The 13,517-nt window shown below is 66.4% G+C and carries 18 protein-coding genes; 4 read left to right on the plus strand and 14 right to left on the minus strand.

What is annotated here, in order from left to right; all coding sequences use genetic code 11:
- Positions 1–46: 46 nt before the first annotated feature.
- From rpsQ to CKW34_RS17470, 12 genes are all read right to left on the minus strand, one after another.
- Positions 47–331 carry a 30S ribosomal protein S17 gene (rpsQ, locus tag CKW34_RS17415; protein WP_024101619.1) on the minus strand — a complete coding sequence of 95 codons (285 nt, stop codon included), beginning with the start codon at positions 329–331 and terminating at the stop codon, positions 47–49.
- Positions 328–564: a 50S ribosomal protein L29 gene (gene rpmC, locus CKW34_RS17420; protein ID WP_006554603.1), complete on the minus strand. Its 237-nt coding sequence runs from the start codon at positions 562–564 to the stop codon at positions 328–330. Before rpmC ends, rpsQ begins: the two co-directional genes overlap by 4 nt.
- The gene (rplP, locus tag CKW34_RS17425) at positions 564–980 is read right to left on the minus strand and encodes a 50S ribosomal protein L16 (RefSeq protein WP_006554604.1); all 417 of its coding nucleotides are present in this window, start codon (positions 978–980) and stop codon (positions 564–566) included. Before rplP ends, rpmC begins: the two co-directional genes overlap by 1 nt.
- Positions 981–984: 4 nt before the next feature.
- Positions 985–1,782, minus strand: a complete 798-nt coding sequence (rpsC, locus tag CKW34_RS17430) for a 30S ribosomal protein S3 (RefSeq protein WP_059382415.1) — start codon at positions 1,780–1,782, stop codon at positions 985–987.
- Entirely contained in the window at positions 1,782–2,174 is a 393-nt protein-coding gene (rplV, locus tag CKW34_RS17435) for a 50S ribosomal protein L22 (protein ID WP_006554606.1), read from the minus strand. Before rplV ends, rpsC begins: the two co-directional genes overlap by 1 nt.
- The gene (rpsS, locus tag CKW34_RS17440) at positions 2,171–2,452 is read right to left on the minus strand and encodes a 30S ribosomal protein S19 (protein WP_003938088.1); all 282 of its coding nucleotides are present in this window, start codon (positions 2,450–2,452) and stop codon (positions 2,171–2,173) included. Before rpsS ends, rplV begins: the two co-directional genes overlap by 4 nt.
- Positions 2,453–2,471: 19 nt before the next feature.
- Complete coding sequence (gene rplB / locus CKW34_RS17445; protein WP_059382416.1) at positions 2,472–3,305, minus strand: 50S ribosomal protein L2; 834 nt, start codon at positions 3,303–3,305, stop codon at positions 2,472–2,474.
- A 38-nt stretch (positions 3,306–3,343) separates the two neighbouring features.
- Positions 3,344–3,649, minus strand: a complete 306-nt coding sequence (rplW, locus tag CKW34_RS17450) for a 50S ribosomal protein L23 (RefSeq protein ID WP_006554608.1) — start codon at positions 3,647–3,649, stop codon at positions 3,344–3,346.
- Entirely contained in the window at positions 3,646–4,329 is a 684-nt protein-coding gene (gene rplD, locus CKW34_RS17455; RefSeq protein ID WP_016694619.1) for a 50S ribosomal protein L4, read from the minus strand. The genes rplW and rplD overlap by 4 nt, the downstream gene beginning before the upstream one ends.
- The gene (gene rplC / locus CKW34_RS17460) at positions 4,326–4,979 is read right to left on the minus strand and encodes a 50S ribosomal protein L3 (protein WP_006554610.1); all 654 of its coding nucleotides are present in this window, start codon (positions 4,977–4,979) and stop codon (positions 4,326–4,328) included. Before rplC ends, rplD begins: the two co-directional genes overlap by 4 nt.
- A gap of 45 nt (positions 4,980–5,024) precedes the next feature.
- The gene (rpsJ, locus tag CKW34_RS17465; protein WP_003938093.1) at positions 5,025–5,330 is read right to left on the minus strand and encodes a 30S ribosomal protein S10; all 306 of its coding nucleotides are present in this window, start codon (positions 5,328–5,330) and stop codon (positions 5,025–5,027) included.
- Between the two features lie 485 nt (positions 5,331–5,815).
- Complete coding sequence (locus CKW34_RS17470) at positions 5,816–7,324, minus strand: amidase (protein ID WP_059382417.1); 1,509 nt, start codon at positions 7,322–7,324, stop codon at positions 5,816–5,818.
- Positions 7,325–7,606: 282 nt separating this feature from the next.
- Between CKW34_RS17470 and CKW34_RS17475 the strand changes: the two genes are divergently transcribed.
- The 4 genes from CKW34_RS17475 to CKW34_RS17490 all read left to right on the plus strand — a co-directional run bounded on the left by CKW34_RS17475 (position 7,607) and on the right by CKW34_RS17490 (position 11,254).
- Entirely contained in the window at positions 7,607–8,302 is a 696-nt protein-coding gene (locus CKW34_RS17475; RefSeq protein WP_059382418.1) for a GntR family transcriptional regulator, read from the plus strand.
- A gap of 150 nt (positions 8,303–8,452) precedes the next feature.
- Entirely contained in the window at positions 8,453–9,532 is a 1,080-nt protein-coding gene (locus CKW34_RS17480; protein WP_059382419.1) for a daunorubicin/doxorubicin resistance ABC transporter ATP-binding protein DrrA, read from the plus strand.
- Positions 9,529–10,395, plus strand: coding sequence for an ABC transporter permease (locus tag CKW34_RS17485; protein ID WP_059382420.1), 867 nt, complete (start codon positions 9,529–9,531; stop codon positions 10,393–10,395). The genes CKW34_RS17480 and CKW34_RS17485 overlap by 4 nt, the downstream gene beginning before the upstream one ends.
- Before the next feature lie 4 nt (positions 10,396–10,399).
- A complete protein-coding gene (locus tag CKW34_RS17490; RefSeq protein WP_059382421.1) occupies positions 10,400–11,254 on the plus strand; it encodes an ABC transporter permease in 855 nt (284 codons plus the stop codon).
- Positions 11,255–11,276: 22 nt separating this feature from the next.
- Here the strand turns inward: CKW34_RS17490 and CKW34_RS17495 are convergent, their stop codons facing one another.
- Positions 11,277–12,173, minus strand: a complete 897-nt coding sequence (locus CKW34_RS17495; RefSeq protein ID WP_306303672.1) for a glycosyltransferase family 2 protein — start codon at positions 12,171–12,173, stop codon at positions 11,277–11,279.
- A gap of 165 nt (positions 12,174–12,338) precedes the next feature.
- A complete protein-coding gene (locus CKW34_RS17500) occupies positions 12,339–13,406 on the minus strand; it encodes an alpha/beta hydrolase (RefSeq protein WP_174479622.1) in 1,068 nt (355 codons plus the stop codon).
- Between the last annotated feature and the right edge of the window lie 111 nt (positions 13,407–13,517).

Here is a 13,517-nt window from a genome sequence, read left to right on the forward strand (position 1 = left end):
GTGGTGGGGTGCTGCATGTCTCGGGTCCTGTCGAGGACGAGAGGCCTTACTTGGCCTTCTCGAGCACCTCGACCAGACGCCAGCGCTTCGACGCGGACAGCGGACGGGTCTCCATCAGCTGAACGCGGTCGCCGATGCCGGCCAGACCGTTCTCGTCGTGCGCCTTCACCTTGGTCGTACGGCGGATGATCTTGCCGTACAGCGGGTGCTTCACTCGGTCCTCGAGCTCGACGACGATGGTCTTCTCCATCTTGTCCGAGACGACGTAACCGATGCGGACCTTACGGCTCGCGCGCTGTTCCTGGTTGCTCACTGCCTTTTCCTCACTCATGCCACGTCACCCGCATTCGGGCCGGTGGCCAGTCCGAGCTCGCGCTCGCGCAGCACCGTGTAAATACGGGCGATCTCGTTGCGCACGACGCGGAGCCGACGGTTGTTGTCCAGCTGGCCGGTGGCCATCTGGAAGCGGAGGTTGAACAGCTCTTCCTTGGCTTCGCGGAGCTTGTCGGTCAGCTCTTCGTCGCTCAGCTCGCGGAGTTCCGCGGCGGGGGTACCGGTAGCCATCAGAACTGCTCCTCCCTCGTCACGATGCGGCACTTGCAGGGGAGCTTGTGCATCGCGCGACGCAGAGCCTCGCGCGCAATCTCCTCGTTGGGGTAGCTCATCTCGAACAGCACGCGACCGGGCTTGACGTTCGCGACCCACCACTCCGGCGAACCCTTACCGGAACCCATGCGGGTCTCGGCAGGCTTCTTGGTGAGGGGGCGATCCGGGAAGATGTTGATCCAGATCTTGCCGCCACGCTTGATGTGCCGGGTCATGGCGATACGAGCGGACTCGATCTGCCGGTTGGTGATGTAGGCCGGCTCGAGAGCCTGGATGCCGTAGTCACCGAAGGCCACCTGGGTTCCGCCCTTGGCGGCACCCGTACGGCTCGGATGGTGCTGCTTGCGGTGTTTGACCCGCCGGGGGATCAACATTGCGTCAGCCCTCCTTGTTCTCGGTCGAGGCAGGAGCGTCGCTCGATGCGGCGCGGCCGGCCTCGGTGCTCGTCGCGGTGGTGCCCGAGGCGCCGGAACGACGCGGGCGGCTCGGACGCTCACGACGCGGCCGGTCGGCGGGAGCAGCTGCAGCAGCAGCGAGCTCACGACGGCCACCGACGATGTCGCCCTTGTAGATCCAGACCTTCACGCCGATACGGCCGAAGGTGGTCCGTGCCTCGTAGAGGCCGTAGTCGATGTCCGCGCGCAGCGTGTGCAGCGGGACACGACCTTCGCGGTAGAACTCCGAACGCGACATCTCGGCGCCACCGAGGCGGCCCGAGCACTGCACGCGGATGCCCTTGACGTTCGGCTGACGCATGGCCGACTGGATGGCCTTGCGCATCGCACGACGGAAGGCGACACGGTTCGAGAGCTGCTCGGCGACGCCCTGCGCGACGAGCTGAGCCTCGGACTCCGAGTTCTTGACCTCGAGGATGTTCAGCTGGACCTGCTTACCGGTCAGCTTCTCGAGCTCGGCGCGGATGCGATCGGCCTCGGCGCCGCGGCGTCCGATGACGATGCCCGGACGAGCGGTGTGGATGTCCACACGCACACGGTCACGGGTGCGCTCGATCTCGACCTTCGCGATGCCGGCGCGCTCGAGGCCGGAGGCCAGGAACTTGCGGATCGCGACATCTTCCTTGACGTAGTCCGCGTACTGCTTGTCGGCGTACCAACGAGACTTCCAGTCGGTGGTGATGCCCAGACGGAAGCCGTGCGGGTTGATCTTCTGGCCCACTACTGAGCTCCCTTCCGGCGGTTACGAGTCGAAGCCGACCCGACGCTTTCCACGATCACGGTGATGTGGCTCGACCGCTTGCGGATGCGGAACGCACGGCCCTGAGCACGCGGCTGGAACCGCTTCAGGGTCGCACCCTCGTCCACGTACGCCGTCGCGACGACGAGCGTGCTGGGGTCGAGGTTGTAGTTGTTCTGCGCGTTCGCAGCGGCCGATGCGATCACCTTGGCGACCGGCTCGGCCGCGGCCTGCGGCGCGAACTTGAGGATGGCCAGGGCCTCCTCGACGGACTTACCGCGAACGATGTCGACGACGCGGCGCGCCTTCATCGGGGTCACGCGCACGTGGCGCGCAACAGCCCGAGCGCTGTTGGTGGTGGTTTCAGTGCTCATCGACGCTTGCTCTTCCGGTCGTCCTTGATGTGGCCCTTGAACGTACGGGTCGGCGCGAACTCACCGAGCTTGTGACCGACCATGGACTCCGAGACGAACACCGGCACGTGCTTGCGTCCATCGTGGACAGCGAACGTATGACCGATGAAGTCGGGCAGAATCGTGGAACGGCGCGACCAGGTCTTGATGACCTGCTTGGTGCCCTTCTCGTTCTGCGTGTCCACCTTCGCCAGGAGGTGGTCGTCGACGAACGGGCCCTTCTTGAGGCTGCGTGGCATTCTCTAACTCCCTCCTTGACTAGCGCTTCTTGCCGGTACGGCGACGACGGACGATGAGCTTGTCGGACGCCTTGTTCTTGCGGGTGCGGCCCTCGGGCTTGCCCCACGGGCTGACCGGGTGGCGACCACCCGAGGTCTTGCCCTCGCCACCACCGTGCGGGTGGTCGACCGGGTTCATGACGACACCACGGACGGTCGGGCGCTTGCCCTTCCACCGCATACGGCCGGCCTTGCCCCAGTTGATGTTCGACTGCTCGGCGTTGCCGACCTCGCCGACCGTTGCGCGGCAGCGCACGTCGACGCGACGGATCTCGCCGGAGGGCATACGCAGCGTGGCGTAGGTGCCTTCCTTACCGAGGAGCTGGATGCTCGCACCGGCGGAACGGGCCATCTTGGCGCCGCCACCCGGACGCAGCTCGACCGCGTGGATGGTGGTACCGGTCGGGATGTTGCGCAGGGGCAGGTTGTTGCCGGGCTTGATGTCGGCATTGGGGCCCGACTCCACGGCGGCACCCTGAACGAGTCCCTTGGGGGCGATGATGTAGCGCTTCTCGCCGTCCACGTAGTGGAGCAGCGCGATGCGCGCGGTGCGGTTGGGGTCGTACTCGATGTGAGCGACCTTGGCCGGCACGCCGTCCTTGTCGTTGCGACGGAAATCGATCAGGCGGTAGGCGCGCTTGTGTCCGCCACCCTTGTGACGGGTGGTGATGCGGCCGTGCGCGTTACGTCCACCGCGACCGTGCAGCGGGCGGATCAGCGACTTCTCGGGCGTCGACCGAGTGATCTCGGCGAAGTCCGACACGCTGGCGCCACGGCGGCCCGGCGTAGTCGGCTTGTACTTACGGATTGCCATGAGTCTTCTCGTCCTCTATCTCTCGAGAGTTCCGATCGCTACGCGACCGGGCCTCCGAAGATCTCGATGGGCTTGCTGTCGGCCGTGAGGGTCACGAGCGCGCGCTTGGTGTTCTTGCGCTTGCCGTAACCGAACCGGGTCCGCTTGCGCTTGCCCTGACGGTTGGCGGTGTTGACGCTGCTCACCTTGACGCCGAAGACCTTCTCGACGGCAATCTTGATCTGCGTCTTGTTCGAGTCCGGGTGCACCAGGAAGGTGTAGGTGCCCTCTTCCATCAGCCCGTAGGACTTCTCGGAGACGACGGGAGCCAGCAGGATGTCGCGAGGATCGGCGATCGTGCTCACTTGCTCTCCTCCTTAACTTCCTGGCCGGACTCGGCCGGCCCGTGGATGAACGTGTTGAGCGCCTCGACGCTGAACACGACGTCATCGCTGTAGAGCACGTCGTAGGTGTTCAGCTGATCCGGCGCGAGCGCGTGGACGTTGGGAAGGTTCTGAACCGACTTCCACGCCGCCACGTCTTCACGGCCGACGACGAGCAGGACCTTCTTGCGGTCGCTGATCTCGCCCAGGAACGTGCGAGCACTCTTCGTCGACGGGGTCTGACCCGCGACGAGTTCGGTGATCACGTGGATGCGCTCGTTGCGCGCCCGGTCGGAGAGGGCTCCGCGCAGGGCGGCGGCCTTCATCTTCTTGGGGGTGCGCTGGCTGTAGTCGCGCGGCTGCGGGCCGTGGACGGTGCCACCGCCGGCGAACTGCGGCGCACGGGTCGAGCCCTGACGTGCGCGGCCGGTGCCCTTCTGGCGGTACGGCTTCTTGCCACCGCCGCGGACGTCGCCGCGGGTCTTGGTGGCGTGCGTTCCCTGGCGGGCCGCGGCGAGCTGCGCGGTGACGACCTGGTGCAGCAGCGCGATGTTCGCGGGAGCGTCGAAGATCTCGGCGGGGAGATCGACGGAGCCGGAGGTCTGGCCACCGGGGGCCTTGACGTCCAGGGTCAGCTTGGTTGCGGTCTCGGTGCTGGTCATGCCCGTGCACCACCCTTCACTGCGGTCTTGACGATCACGAGGCCGCCCTTGCGACCCGGGATCGCGCCCTTGATCAGCAGCAGACCGTTCTCGGCGTCCACCTTGTGGACCGAGAGGTTCTGCGTCGTGATGCGGTCGGAGCCCATACGACCGGACATGCGCGTGCCCTTGAACACGCGGCCCGGGGTGGCGCAACCACCGATGGAGCCCGGACGACGGTGCACGGCCTGCGTACCGTGCGACGCACCCTGGCCGGCGAAGCCGTGACGCTTCATGGTGCCGGCGAAGCCCTTGCCCTTCGAGGTGCCGGTGACGTCGACGTAGGCGCCGTCCTCGAACACCTCTGCGGTGAGTTCCTGGCCGACCTCGTACTCGGAGGCGTCCTCGATCCGGAGCTCGACCAGGTGACGGCGCGGCGTGACGCCGGCCTTCTCGAACTGGCCGCGAACCGGCTTGTTGACCTTGCGCGGCGCGATGGCACCGTAGGCGAGCTGCACGGCGTTGTAGCCGTCGCGCTCCTCGGTGCGGATCTGCGTGACCACGTTCGGTCCGGCCTTGACGACGGTGACCGGGACGACCCGGTTGTTCTCGTCGAAGACCTGGGTCATGCCGAGCTTGGTGCCCAGGATTCCCTTGATCTGGTTAGTCATGTGTTGTCTCCGCTGCGTCTTTCACAAGCTCGCTGTAATCGAATGTCACTGAATGTTGACGTCGACACTCGCCGGGAGATCGATGCGCATGAGCGCGTCGACGGTCTTCGGCGTCGGGTCGAGGATGTCGATGAGCCGCTTGTGCGTCCGCATCTCGAAGTGCTCGCGCGAGTCCTTGTACTTGTGCGGCGAGCGGATGACGCAGTACACGTTCTTTTCAGTGGGCAACGGCACCGGGCCGACCACGCGGGCACCCGTACGGGTCACCGTCTCGACGATCTTGCGCGCAGATGCGTCGATCGCCTCGTGGTCATAGGCCTTGAGCCTGATGCGGATCTTCTGTCCCGCCACGCTTAGTGTCCTTTTCTTGCCGCGTTTCGTGATCCCCGGCGGAGCCGGAAACCACCTCGTCTGCACAGTTCCCCGGGGAACGGCGACCGAGAACAGCACTCGAAACACAGTGCGAGCCGGACGTATCCGATCCGCTTGCCGCTGTTCATCTGTCATTGTTCTCCGGTCCACGCGGTCGGGCGTGTCGGCCCGCCGCTCATTCCCCGGCGTCGATGCTCGAAGGCTTCGACACCGCAAGGAACGGAACCGGCTGCGCTCCGCAGGAGCACACAGGGGTACTGCTTCCGTCTTGCATGTGGCCGCGACCAGGCCGTGAGGCTCGATCCGCGACTGTCACGTCTTTCCCGTTCCGAGCCGCGAAACATCCATGGCCCGGTCAAGGCAACCCGACCAGTATGCAGGAGCACGGCCGAGAGTTCAACTCACGACGGTGCGTGATCTGCACCTCGGCGATACGCCGTGCGGTGGGGTCCGCGTGGGCGAGCCTAGCCGATGGGGTTCATCGGCAGGGTCCGAACCGGAGCGGCCGCCCCGATCGTATTCGTCGGGTCGGGGCCGGGACCCGGCGGCACCTGCGCCACCTCGGGAACCCGCGCACCGGCGGCGACGAGTTGCGGCTCGTCACGCCAGACCGGCAGCGCCTCCTGCAGTTCGAGCCCGATGCCGATGAGACGTTCGTCCTGCCACGGCCGCGCGCCGAGCTGCACACCGACCGGCATCCCTGTCGCGGCGGAGTACCCGGCGGGCAGCGTCACCACGGGGGCACCGGAGTAGTTCGCCCAGCGCACAGGACCCGTCACTCCGGCCGTGACGCTGATGCCGAGGAACTCCTGGCGCCGTGCGCCGTCGACGGAGGCGCCGGGCAGCATGATCGCGTCGAGATCCTGGTCGACGAACATCCGGTTGTAGTCGCTCTGGTAGCGCAGGCGGTCGCGTTCGAAGGTGAGGTAATCGCCGACCGGCACGGCCAGCGAGGCCACCGCCGTGCCTGCGGCCACCGCGTTCTCGGGACGGTACAGGCCGAGCCGGTCGGTGAACTGCTGGTGGTAGGCGCCCATCTCGACCTGGTCGCCGGTTGCGAGGGAGTCCGGCAGGGGCGGCATCGTCACCGGGACGGTGACCGCGCCGAGCGACTCCGCCACCCGCGCCGCGTCGTCGACGACGCGCTGCACCGCCTCGGGGGGTGCGGGATTCGTGTTCACGGGCAGTCCGATCCGCACGCCGGCGAGGGGACTCGCTCCCCCGGCGGCCGTCACGGGGTAACCACCCTCGGGAACGTCGGGGCCGAGTGCCGTGATCGGGTCGGCCGGGTCCGCGCCCGCGAGCACGGTCATCATCAGGGACGCGTCGGCGACGCTGCGGCCCATCGGACCCACGTGGTCGCGGGTCCAGGTCAGCGGGATCATGCCGTGCGAGGTGATGCGCCCGTAGGTCGGCTTGATCGAGGAGACACCGCAGGCGCTCGCGGGGAACCGGACCGAACCGCCCGTGTCGCTGCCGAGCGCGAGGGGTGCGAACCGCGCGGCGAGCACGGCCGCGCTGCCGCCGGACGATCCGCCGGGCGACATCTCGGTGTTCCACGGATTGCCCACCTGAGGGGTGGCGACACCGATCGCGAACTCGTCGGTGTGGGCGTGCCCCATGAGCACCGCACCGGCGTCCTCGAGTCGACGCCACACACCCGAGTGCCCGGCCGCGATGTTGCCCTCGAGGACGCGACTCGACGCGGTGAGCGGAAGCCCTGAGACCGCGAAGATGTCCTTGAGGGCGATCGGAAGCCCACACACGAGTGGCGCCGGGGCCTGGTCGCGGCGCGCGCGGGCGAGCCGCTCCCCCGCCGCGTCGGCCGCCGCGTAGGCGACCTCGGGGTAGAGCCGGATCCACGCACCGATCGCTCCGTCGTACGAGCGCGTGCGGTCCAGACAGGCGTCGAGCAGTTCCCGGGGGTGCAGTTCGCCGGCGTGCAGCAGCGCTGCCGCCTCGACCGCACTCATCCTCGCGGGATCGGTGACGGTGACGGTGTCGGGTGGAGGAAGCCTGCGTGGCGGCGCCGCACGACCGCTCCCTGCGGTCGCACCCCACGCGAACAATCCGCCGGCGGCCCCTCCCAGTAACCGTCGGCGTGATACTCCGGTGCTCACCTCGCCAACCAAACCACGAACCGCGACACGATCCGGGCGAGGCGGGGAATGTGTGCCACATGTCACCCCCGGCCGTGATGCCGCCGAGACCGTGCGGTGATAATGCGAGCCGTCCACTAGTGGAAGGCGCGTGCCATGAACTCGTCCGCTTCGTCCGGTTCGTCTCGGTCTCCCGTGGTGCGCCGGCGACCGCAGCTCTCGGACGAGGTGGCCGCGCACGTGAGAAACCTCATCATGTCCGGCGGTGCGCGACCCGGGGATTTCGTCCGTCTGGACGAGACCGCGGCCGAACTCGGGGTGAGCGTGACCCCGGTGCGCGAGGCCCTGCTGACGCTCCGCGGTGAGGGACTCGTCGAACTCGTCCCCCACCGCGGGTACGTCGTGTCCCCGCTCGACAGATCGGACATCGACGACATCTTCTGGCTCCAGGGCAGACTCGCCGAGCGACTCGTGGAGCGCGCCGCGACCCTGATGACGGCCGAGACCCTCGCCGAGCTCGACGAGCTGGCCACGCGTTTCGCCGAGGCCGTACGGGTCGGTGACGGCGCGCGCATCGAGGACCTCGAATTCGAGTTCCACCGCACCCTGAACCGCGCGGCGGGTTCGCGCAAGCTCGCGTGGTTCCTCCACAACGCGACCCGGTACACGCCCGTGCACTTCTACTCGGACGATCGCAGCTGGGGGACGGATGCGGTCGCCTCGCACGAACGGTTGCTGCAGGCGCTGCGCACCGGTGACGTCGAGGCCGCCGGACGCGAGACGCGCGAACACTTCACCGACGGGGCCCATCGACTCGTCGAACACCTCGACGATCTCGGCGTCTGGTCCTGACCGGCCGGCGTGGACACCCCGAGGGGCGGGGCGTCGGCGCCGACGCGCATGTCCGTCCGCCCCTCCCGGGACCGTTCGCACCGGTACGATTCCGACGGTGACGGACCGACCCGTCCCCGACGGGGACCGAGATCTACGGCGGGGTGTGATGTGAGCGATCACGACCAGGCAGTTCTCGTGGAGGACGTCCACAAGTCGTTCGGCGACGTCCACGCACTCGACGGGATCAGCTTCTCTGCACCGCCGGGCCGTGTCCTCGCCATCCTCGGCCCCAACGGCGCCGGCAAGACCACGATGGTCAAGGTGCTGTCGACGCTGTTGCGCCCCACCTCGGGTCGCGCCGTGGTCGCCGGGCACGACGTGGTCGCCGACGCCGCGGCGGTCCGGCGTTCGATCATGATGACCGGCCAGTTCGCAGCACTCGACGACACTCTCACCGGCCGGGAGAACCTGATCCTGTTCGGGCGCCTGATGGGCCTGGACAAGAAGTCCGCCACCCGGCGCGCCGACGAGCTGCTCCGGGAGTTCGATCTCGTCGACGCCGGTCGCCGTCCCGTGAAGGGCTACTCCGGCGGTATGCGCCGACGGGTCGACATCGCGTGCGGACTGGTGGTCCGTCCCAAGGTGGTCTTCCTCGACGAGCCGACCACCGGTCTCGACCCGCGCAGCCGGCAGGGCGTGTGGTCGCTGGTGGCGGCGCTCAAGGACCAGGGCATCACGGTGCTGCTGACGACGCAGTACCTCGAAGAGGCCGACGTGCTGAGCGACAACATCATCGTCATCGACAAGGGCACCGTGATCGCGGAGGGCACCGCGAACCAGCTGAAGTCCTCCGCCGGGGGCACCCACTGCGAGATCGTTCCGGTCGACTCGCGGGCGATACCCGAGATCCTGCACGTCCTGGAAGGTCTCCTCCCGCAGGACGTGCTGGTGGGCACGGTCCCCGACACGGATCGGGTGTCCGTCCCGGCGCCCGACGGCGCCGCGACCCTCACCGAGGTGCTGCGGCGCATCGAACCCCTGGGCATCGAACTCGCCGACATCGGTCTGCGACGTCCCTCGCTCGACGACGTCTTCCTCCGCCTCACCGGGCACTCCGCATCCGCTCCGGACGGTGGCGGACCGACAGACGGTGGCGGACCCACAGACGGTGGCCCCACGGACGGTGGCCCGACAACACTGCCCGACGCGGAACGAGCGGAGCCTGCGCCGGCGGGTGACCGGCCGTGACGGCCCGTACCGACGAGACGGTCCGCGGGACCGCGGCCCCCACAGTCTCGTTCGCCGAATCCTCGTCCACCCTTCCCGCACGTCGGGGAGGCGTCCACCGCCGGATCACGCCGTCGGGGGTGGAGCAGTGGTGGGTGCTGACGCTCCGGTCGTTGCGCACGATGGCGCGGTACGGCGAGCTGGTCCTCGCAGTCCTGGCACCGTTCGTCTTCGGTCTCGGTTTCTATCTGCCGCTCAAATTCGTCATGCAGTTGCAGGGCATCGACTACGCGCAGTTCCTGATGCCCATCATCGTGCTGCAGTCGATGGCCTTCACCGCCATCTCGGCGGCGCAGCTGGCAGCGCAGGAGGGCACGACCGGTGTGACCTCGCGTCTGCAGACGATGCCCGTCGCCCCGGCGGCGCCCCTGGCGTCACGGGTGACGGCGAGCATGGTGCGGTCGGTCATCTCCTTGGCCGCCTCGATCGGATTCGGTTATCTCATCGGTTTCCGTTTCTCCGCCGGCCCCGGGCAGGCAGTGCTGTTCTGCGCGACCGCACTGATCATCAGCCTGTTGTTGTGCCTGGGCGCCGACGCGATCGGATGTCTGTCCCGGAGCCCCGAGGCGACAGCGCAGGCGCTGACCCTGCCGCAGCTGATCCTCGGAATGCTCTCGTGCGGTTTCGTGCCCGAGGAGGGATTTCCCGAGTGGATCAGACCGTTCGTCCGCAACCAGCCGATCTCGCAGTTCTCCTTCGCGATGCGCGACATGGCCCAGGACGGCGTGACCTGGGAGGTCTTCCGGCCGAGCCTGTTCTGGATGATCGGCCTGGCCGTGATCTGCATCCCGGGCGCCGTGTGGGCCGCGACGAGGCGGGAGTGAGTCGATGAGCGAGACCGTCGAGACACAGTGGGCAGGGACCGCGGGCCGCACCTTCGCGTATCCCGAACCGGATCGCATCCGCAGCGAGAGTTCCCTGGGTGCGTTGTGGGAGCACAGCCGCCTGCAGTGCGGTCGACTGCTGCTCAGATGGGCCCGTGATCCCGCCACGATGATCCAGGCGCTCATCTATCCGGCGCTCACCCTGGTGATGTTCCGCATCGTGCTCGGGGACAGCATCACCGCCGCGACCGGATATTCGTCGATCTTCGGCACGGTGCCCATGATCGTGCTCGTCGGCGCGATGTTCGGCTCGGTGGTCAGCGCGGTGGGACTGCGCACCGAACGCGATTCGGGTCTGCTGAGCCGGTTCCACACGCTCCCCGTCCACCGCTCGTCCGGTCTGGTGGGACGGTTGATGGCGGAGATGGTGCGCGTGTTCGTCACCTCTCTCGTGATCTTCGCCGCCGGTATGGCGTTGGGTTTCCGGTTCACGCAGGGCATCGGCCCCACGCTGCTCATCCTCGTGGTCCCGCTGATCTTCGGTCTGGGCTTCGCGATGATGGTGACCGCTCTGGCGACCCTGCCGGGACGCACTCCCCTGGTCGAGACCGTCTCGATCCTGTGCACCCTGCTCATGTTCTTCAATTCGGGGTTCGTGCCGGTCATGGCGTATCCGAGCTGGCTGCAACCCGTCGTGGCGAACCAGCCGATGTCCTGCGCGATCGACACCATGCGCTCGCTCGCGATGGGTGGCCCGATAGCGGAACCGTTCCTGAAGACCGTCCTGTGGTCGGCCGGGATGGTGGCAATCTTCGCGTGGCCCGCTATCCGGGGATATCGCAGGTCAGCACAAAGCTGAGCTGCAGGTACGCGAGCAGCGATCAACGAACCGGCAGCGCCCTCCCCGACCCACCGAGAATCGCACGCTTGATCGAGAAGCGTTTCCTGGTGGGGTCATACGGCCGGTATGCCAACCACACTGCAACGTGCCCGAACCAATGGGTGAGGACTGCGAAACGGATTCGGAAGCCCTCGATGCCGTGTACGCGGCCGGTCTCGAGAGTCGCCTTTACATACGTCACGAATCTGATCGGTGACGTGTACGCACGACGCGGCGAGACCTCGACACGCATCTGGTCGAGCTGTGCAATCTCGTACCCTGCTTTGGCGATACAGATCCCGAGATCGAAGTCCTCGTGAACGCCGGGATCGATGCACACCTGATCCCGCACGGTCTTCCACGCGTCGTACCGTATTGCCATGTTCGCGCCGTGCATGTTGGCCAGACGCCGCTCGCACCCGAGCATCCCACGGGAAACCTGCCAATCCACGGACCATCGTTTGAGCTTCCGGTACGGCGAGTCGTACGAATCGTTGAGGCCGGTCACTCCCCCGACCTTCTCGGTGTCGCCACGGCCGAAATAGTTCAATACGTCCCGCGCCCAAGTGCTCGTGACTCGGGTGTCCGCATCGATTCGTCCGAGGATGTGTCCCGTAGCCTCGTCGAACCCTCGGTTTCGGGCGTACACGACCCCCGGTTGCACCTCGGAGACCATTCGAATGAGCGGATAGTTTTCCGCATACGAAGCCACGATTTCCATCGTGGAATCCGTGGAATTGTTGTCGACGACAATTATCTCGTGAATATCCGCGCATTGTCGCAGTAGCGACTCCAAGCAGGGGCGGATGTATTCTTCTTCGTTATATACGGGCACGATTACCGAAAGACTCAACCCCGACATGTAATCCAGGCAAGCACTGCCGGTCCCGTCTTGCACGGCCAACCCCGAATTATTGTGGTGTACGTCATAATCATACGTGCGATTCATTACTTTTGTCCGTACCGCAGGATCGATGAAATGCGACCGAACGACAGTGCGGGGTCCGCCGAAGCGGACCCCGCACTGTTTACCGGAACGAACGGCTCGATTACGCCTGCCGCATCACTTCTCATCCGACTCGAGCGCCTTCGAGAGCACAGGCCACGAGTCCTTCAGATCGTCCTGCCAGTACGCCCACGAATGCGAACCGGAATCACGGAAGTTGTACGTGGCCGGGATACCCAGATCGTCGAGTCGATTCTTCAGGTTGTGGGTGCAGTAGTTCGTCGCTGCTTCGATCACACCACCGACGACCACCTGGTTCGCGAGCACCTCCACATTCCCGTCGATACCGGGACCATTGAGAGTGTCGTACGGTCCGGGCAGGCCGTTTCCGTTGGAGATGTAGAGGTCGAGGCCGCGGAGCCCCTCGGCATTGACGTACGGGTCGTTCTCGACCCACGCAGGATCGTCCGACGGGCCCCACATGTTGGTGGTATCACCACCACCCCAGGTCTCGACTGTCAGCTTCACGAACTGCTGGCCGATGGGATCCGATGTTTGTGCGCATCCGCTGTAGGCCGCCACACCTCGGTAGAGGCCCGGTGCAGCGATCGGCATCTGCAGCACTGACGTGCCGGACGAAGACAAACCTGCGATGGCGTTGACGCCATTCGTGTCGAGAACCTCGTCGATGAGTGGCGGGATTTCTTCGGTCAGGAAGGTCGTCCACTTGTTGACGCCGAGCTCCGGATCCTCGTTCTTCCAGTCGGCGTAGTAGCTCCACCGTCCGCCGATGGGCGAAACGACATTGATGTTCTTGTCCGCGAAGAAATCGCGAGCATCGGTGCGGTAGCGCCAGGTGGCACTGTCCTCACCACCACCGGCACCGTTGAGCAGGTAGAGCGTCGAACGCGGCTCGCTGGTGTCCGCCGGACGCCAGACGTCGAGGGTCACTTCCTTGTCCATCGACGCCGAGTACACGGTAACGAGAACTTCGCGTTCGGCGTAAGGCTTGACCGCCGTGATCTTCGAACCGTTCGGCGACGTGACGGCGGGAATCCGAAAGTCCTCGTCTGCGAGCGGATCGGCGGTCGCCACTCCCACGAAAGGAACCGTCACCAGGGCGGCAGTGAGCAGAACACCTCCCACCCGTCGCACGGAACGGGCTGCTCTCCTGGCAAGCACCATCTGTTCATTCACCTTTACTGTCGGCACCTTCGTGCTGTTCGGACTCGTTCGGGTGGAGCCTTGTCTGCTTTACCGGTATCGAGTATCGGCCCGGTCACGTTACCCCACCGA

The organism is Rhodococcus rhodochrous (assembly GCF_900187265.1).
Taxonomy (GTDB): domain Bacteria; phylum Actinomycetota; class Actinomycetes; order Mycobacteriales; family Mycobacteriaceae; genus Rhodococcus; species Rhodococcus rhodochrous.

Bases quoted from the DNA above. Each gene is read 5' to 3' on its own strand.
- CKW34_RS17475 (WP_059382418.1), top strand. From the start codon at position 7,607: ATGAACTCGTCCGCTTCGTCCGGTTCGTCTCGGTCTCCCGTGGTGCGC.
- rpmC (WP_006554603.1), bottom strand. From the start codon at position 564: ATGGCTACCGGTACCCCCGCCGCGGAACTCCGCGAGCTGAGCGACGAA.
- rplB (WP_059382416.1), bottom strand. From the start codon at position 3,305: ATGGCAATCCGTAAGTACAAGCCGACTACGCCGGGCCGCCGTGGCGCC.
- rplC (WP_006554610.1), bottom strand. From the start codon at position 4,979: ATGACTAACCAGATCAAGGGAATCCTGGGCACCAAGCTCGGCATGACC.
- rplD (WP_016694619.1), bottom strand. From the start codon at position 4,329: ATGACCAGCACCGAGACCGCAACCAAGCTGACCCTGGACGTCAAGGCC.
- CKW34_RS17490 (WP_059382421.1), top strand. From the start codon at position 10,400: ATGAGCGAGACCGTCGAGACACAGTGGGCAGGGACCGCGGGCCGCACC.
- CKW34_RS17500 (WP_174479622.1), bottom strand. From the start codon at position 13,406: ATGGTGCTTGCCAGGAGAGCAGCCCGTTCCGTGCGACGGGTGGGAGGT.
- CKW34_RS17470 (WP_059382417.1), bottom strand. From the start codon at position 7,324: ATGAGTGCGGTCGAGGCGGCAGCGCTGCTGCACGCCGGCGAACTGCAC.
- rpsS (WP_003938088.1), bottom strand. From the start codon at position 2,452: ATGCCACGCAGCCTCAAGAAGGGCCCGTTCGTCGACGACCACCTCCTG.
- rplV (WP_006554606.1), bottom strand. From the start codon at position 2,174: ATGAGCACTGAAACCACCACCAACAGCGCTCGGGCTGTTGCGCGCCAC.
- rplP (WP_006554604.1), bottom strand. From the start codon at position 980: ATGTTGATCCCCCGGCGGGTCAAACACCGCAAGCAGCACCATCCGAGC.
- rpsQ (WP_024101619.1), bottom strand. From the start codon at position 331: ATGAGTGAGGAAAAGGCAGTGAGCAACCAGGAACAGCGCGCGAGCCGT.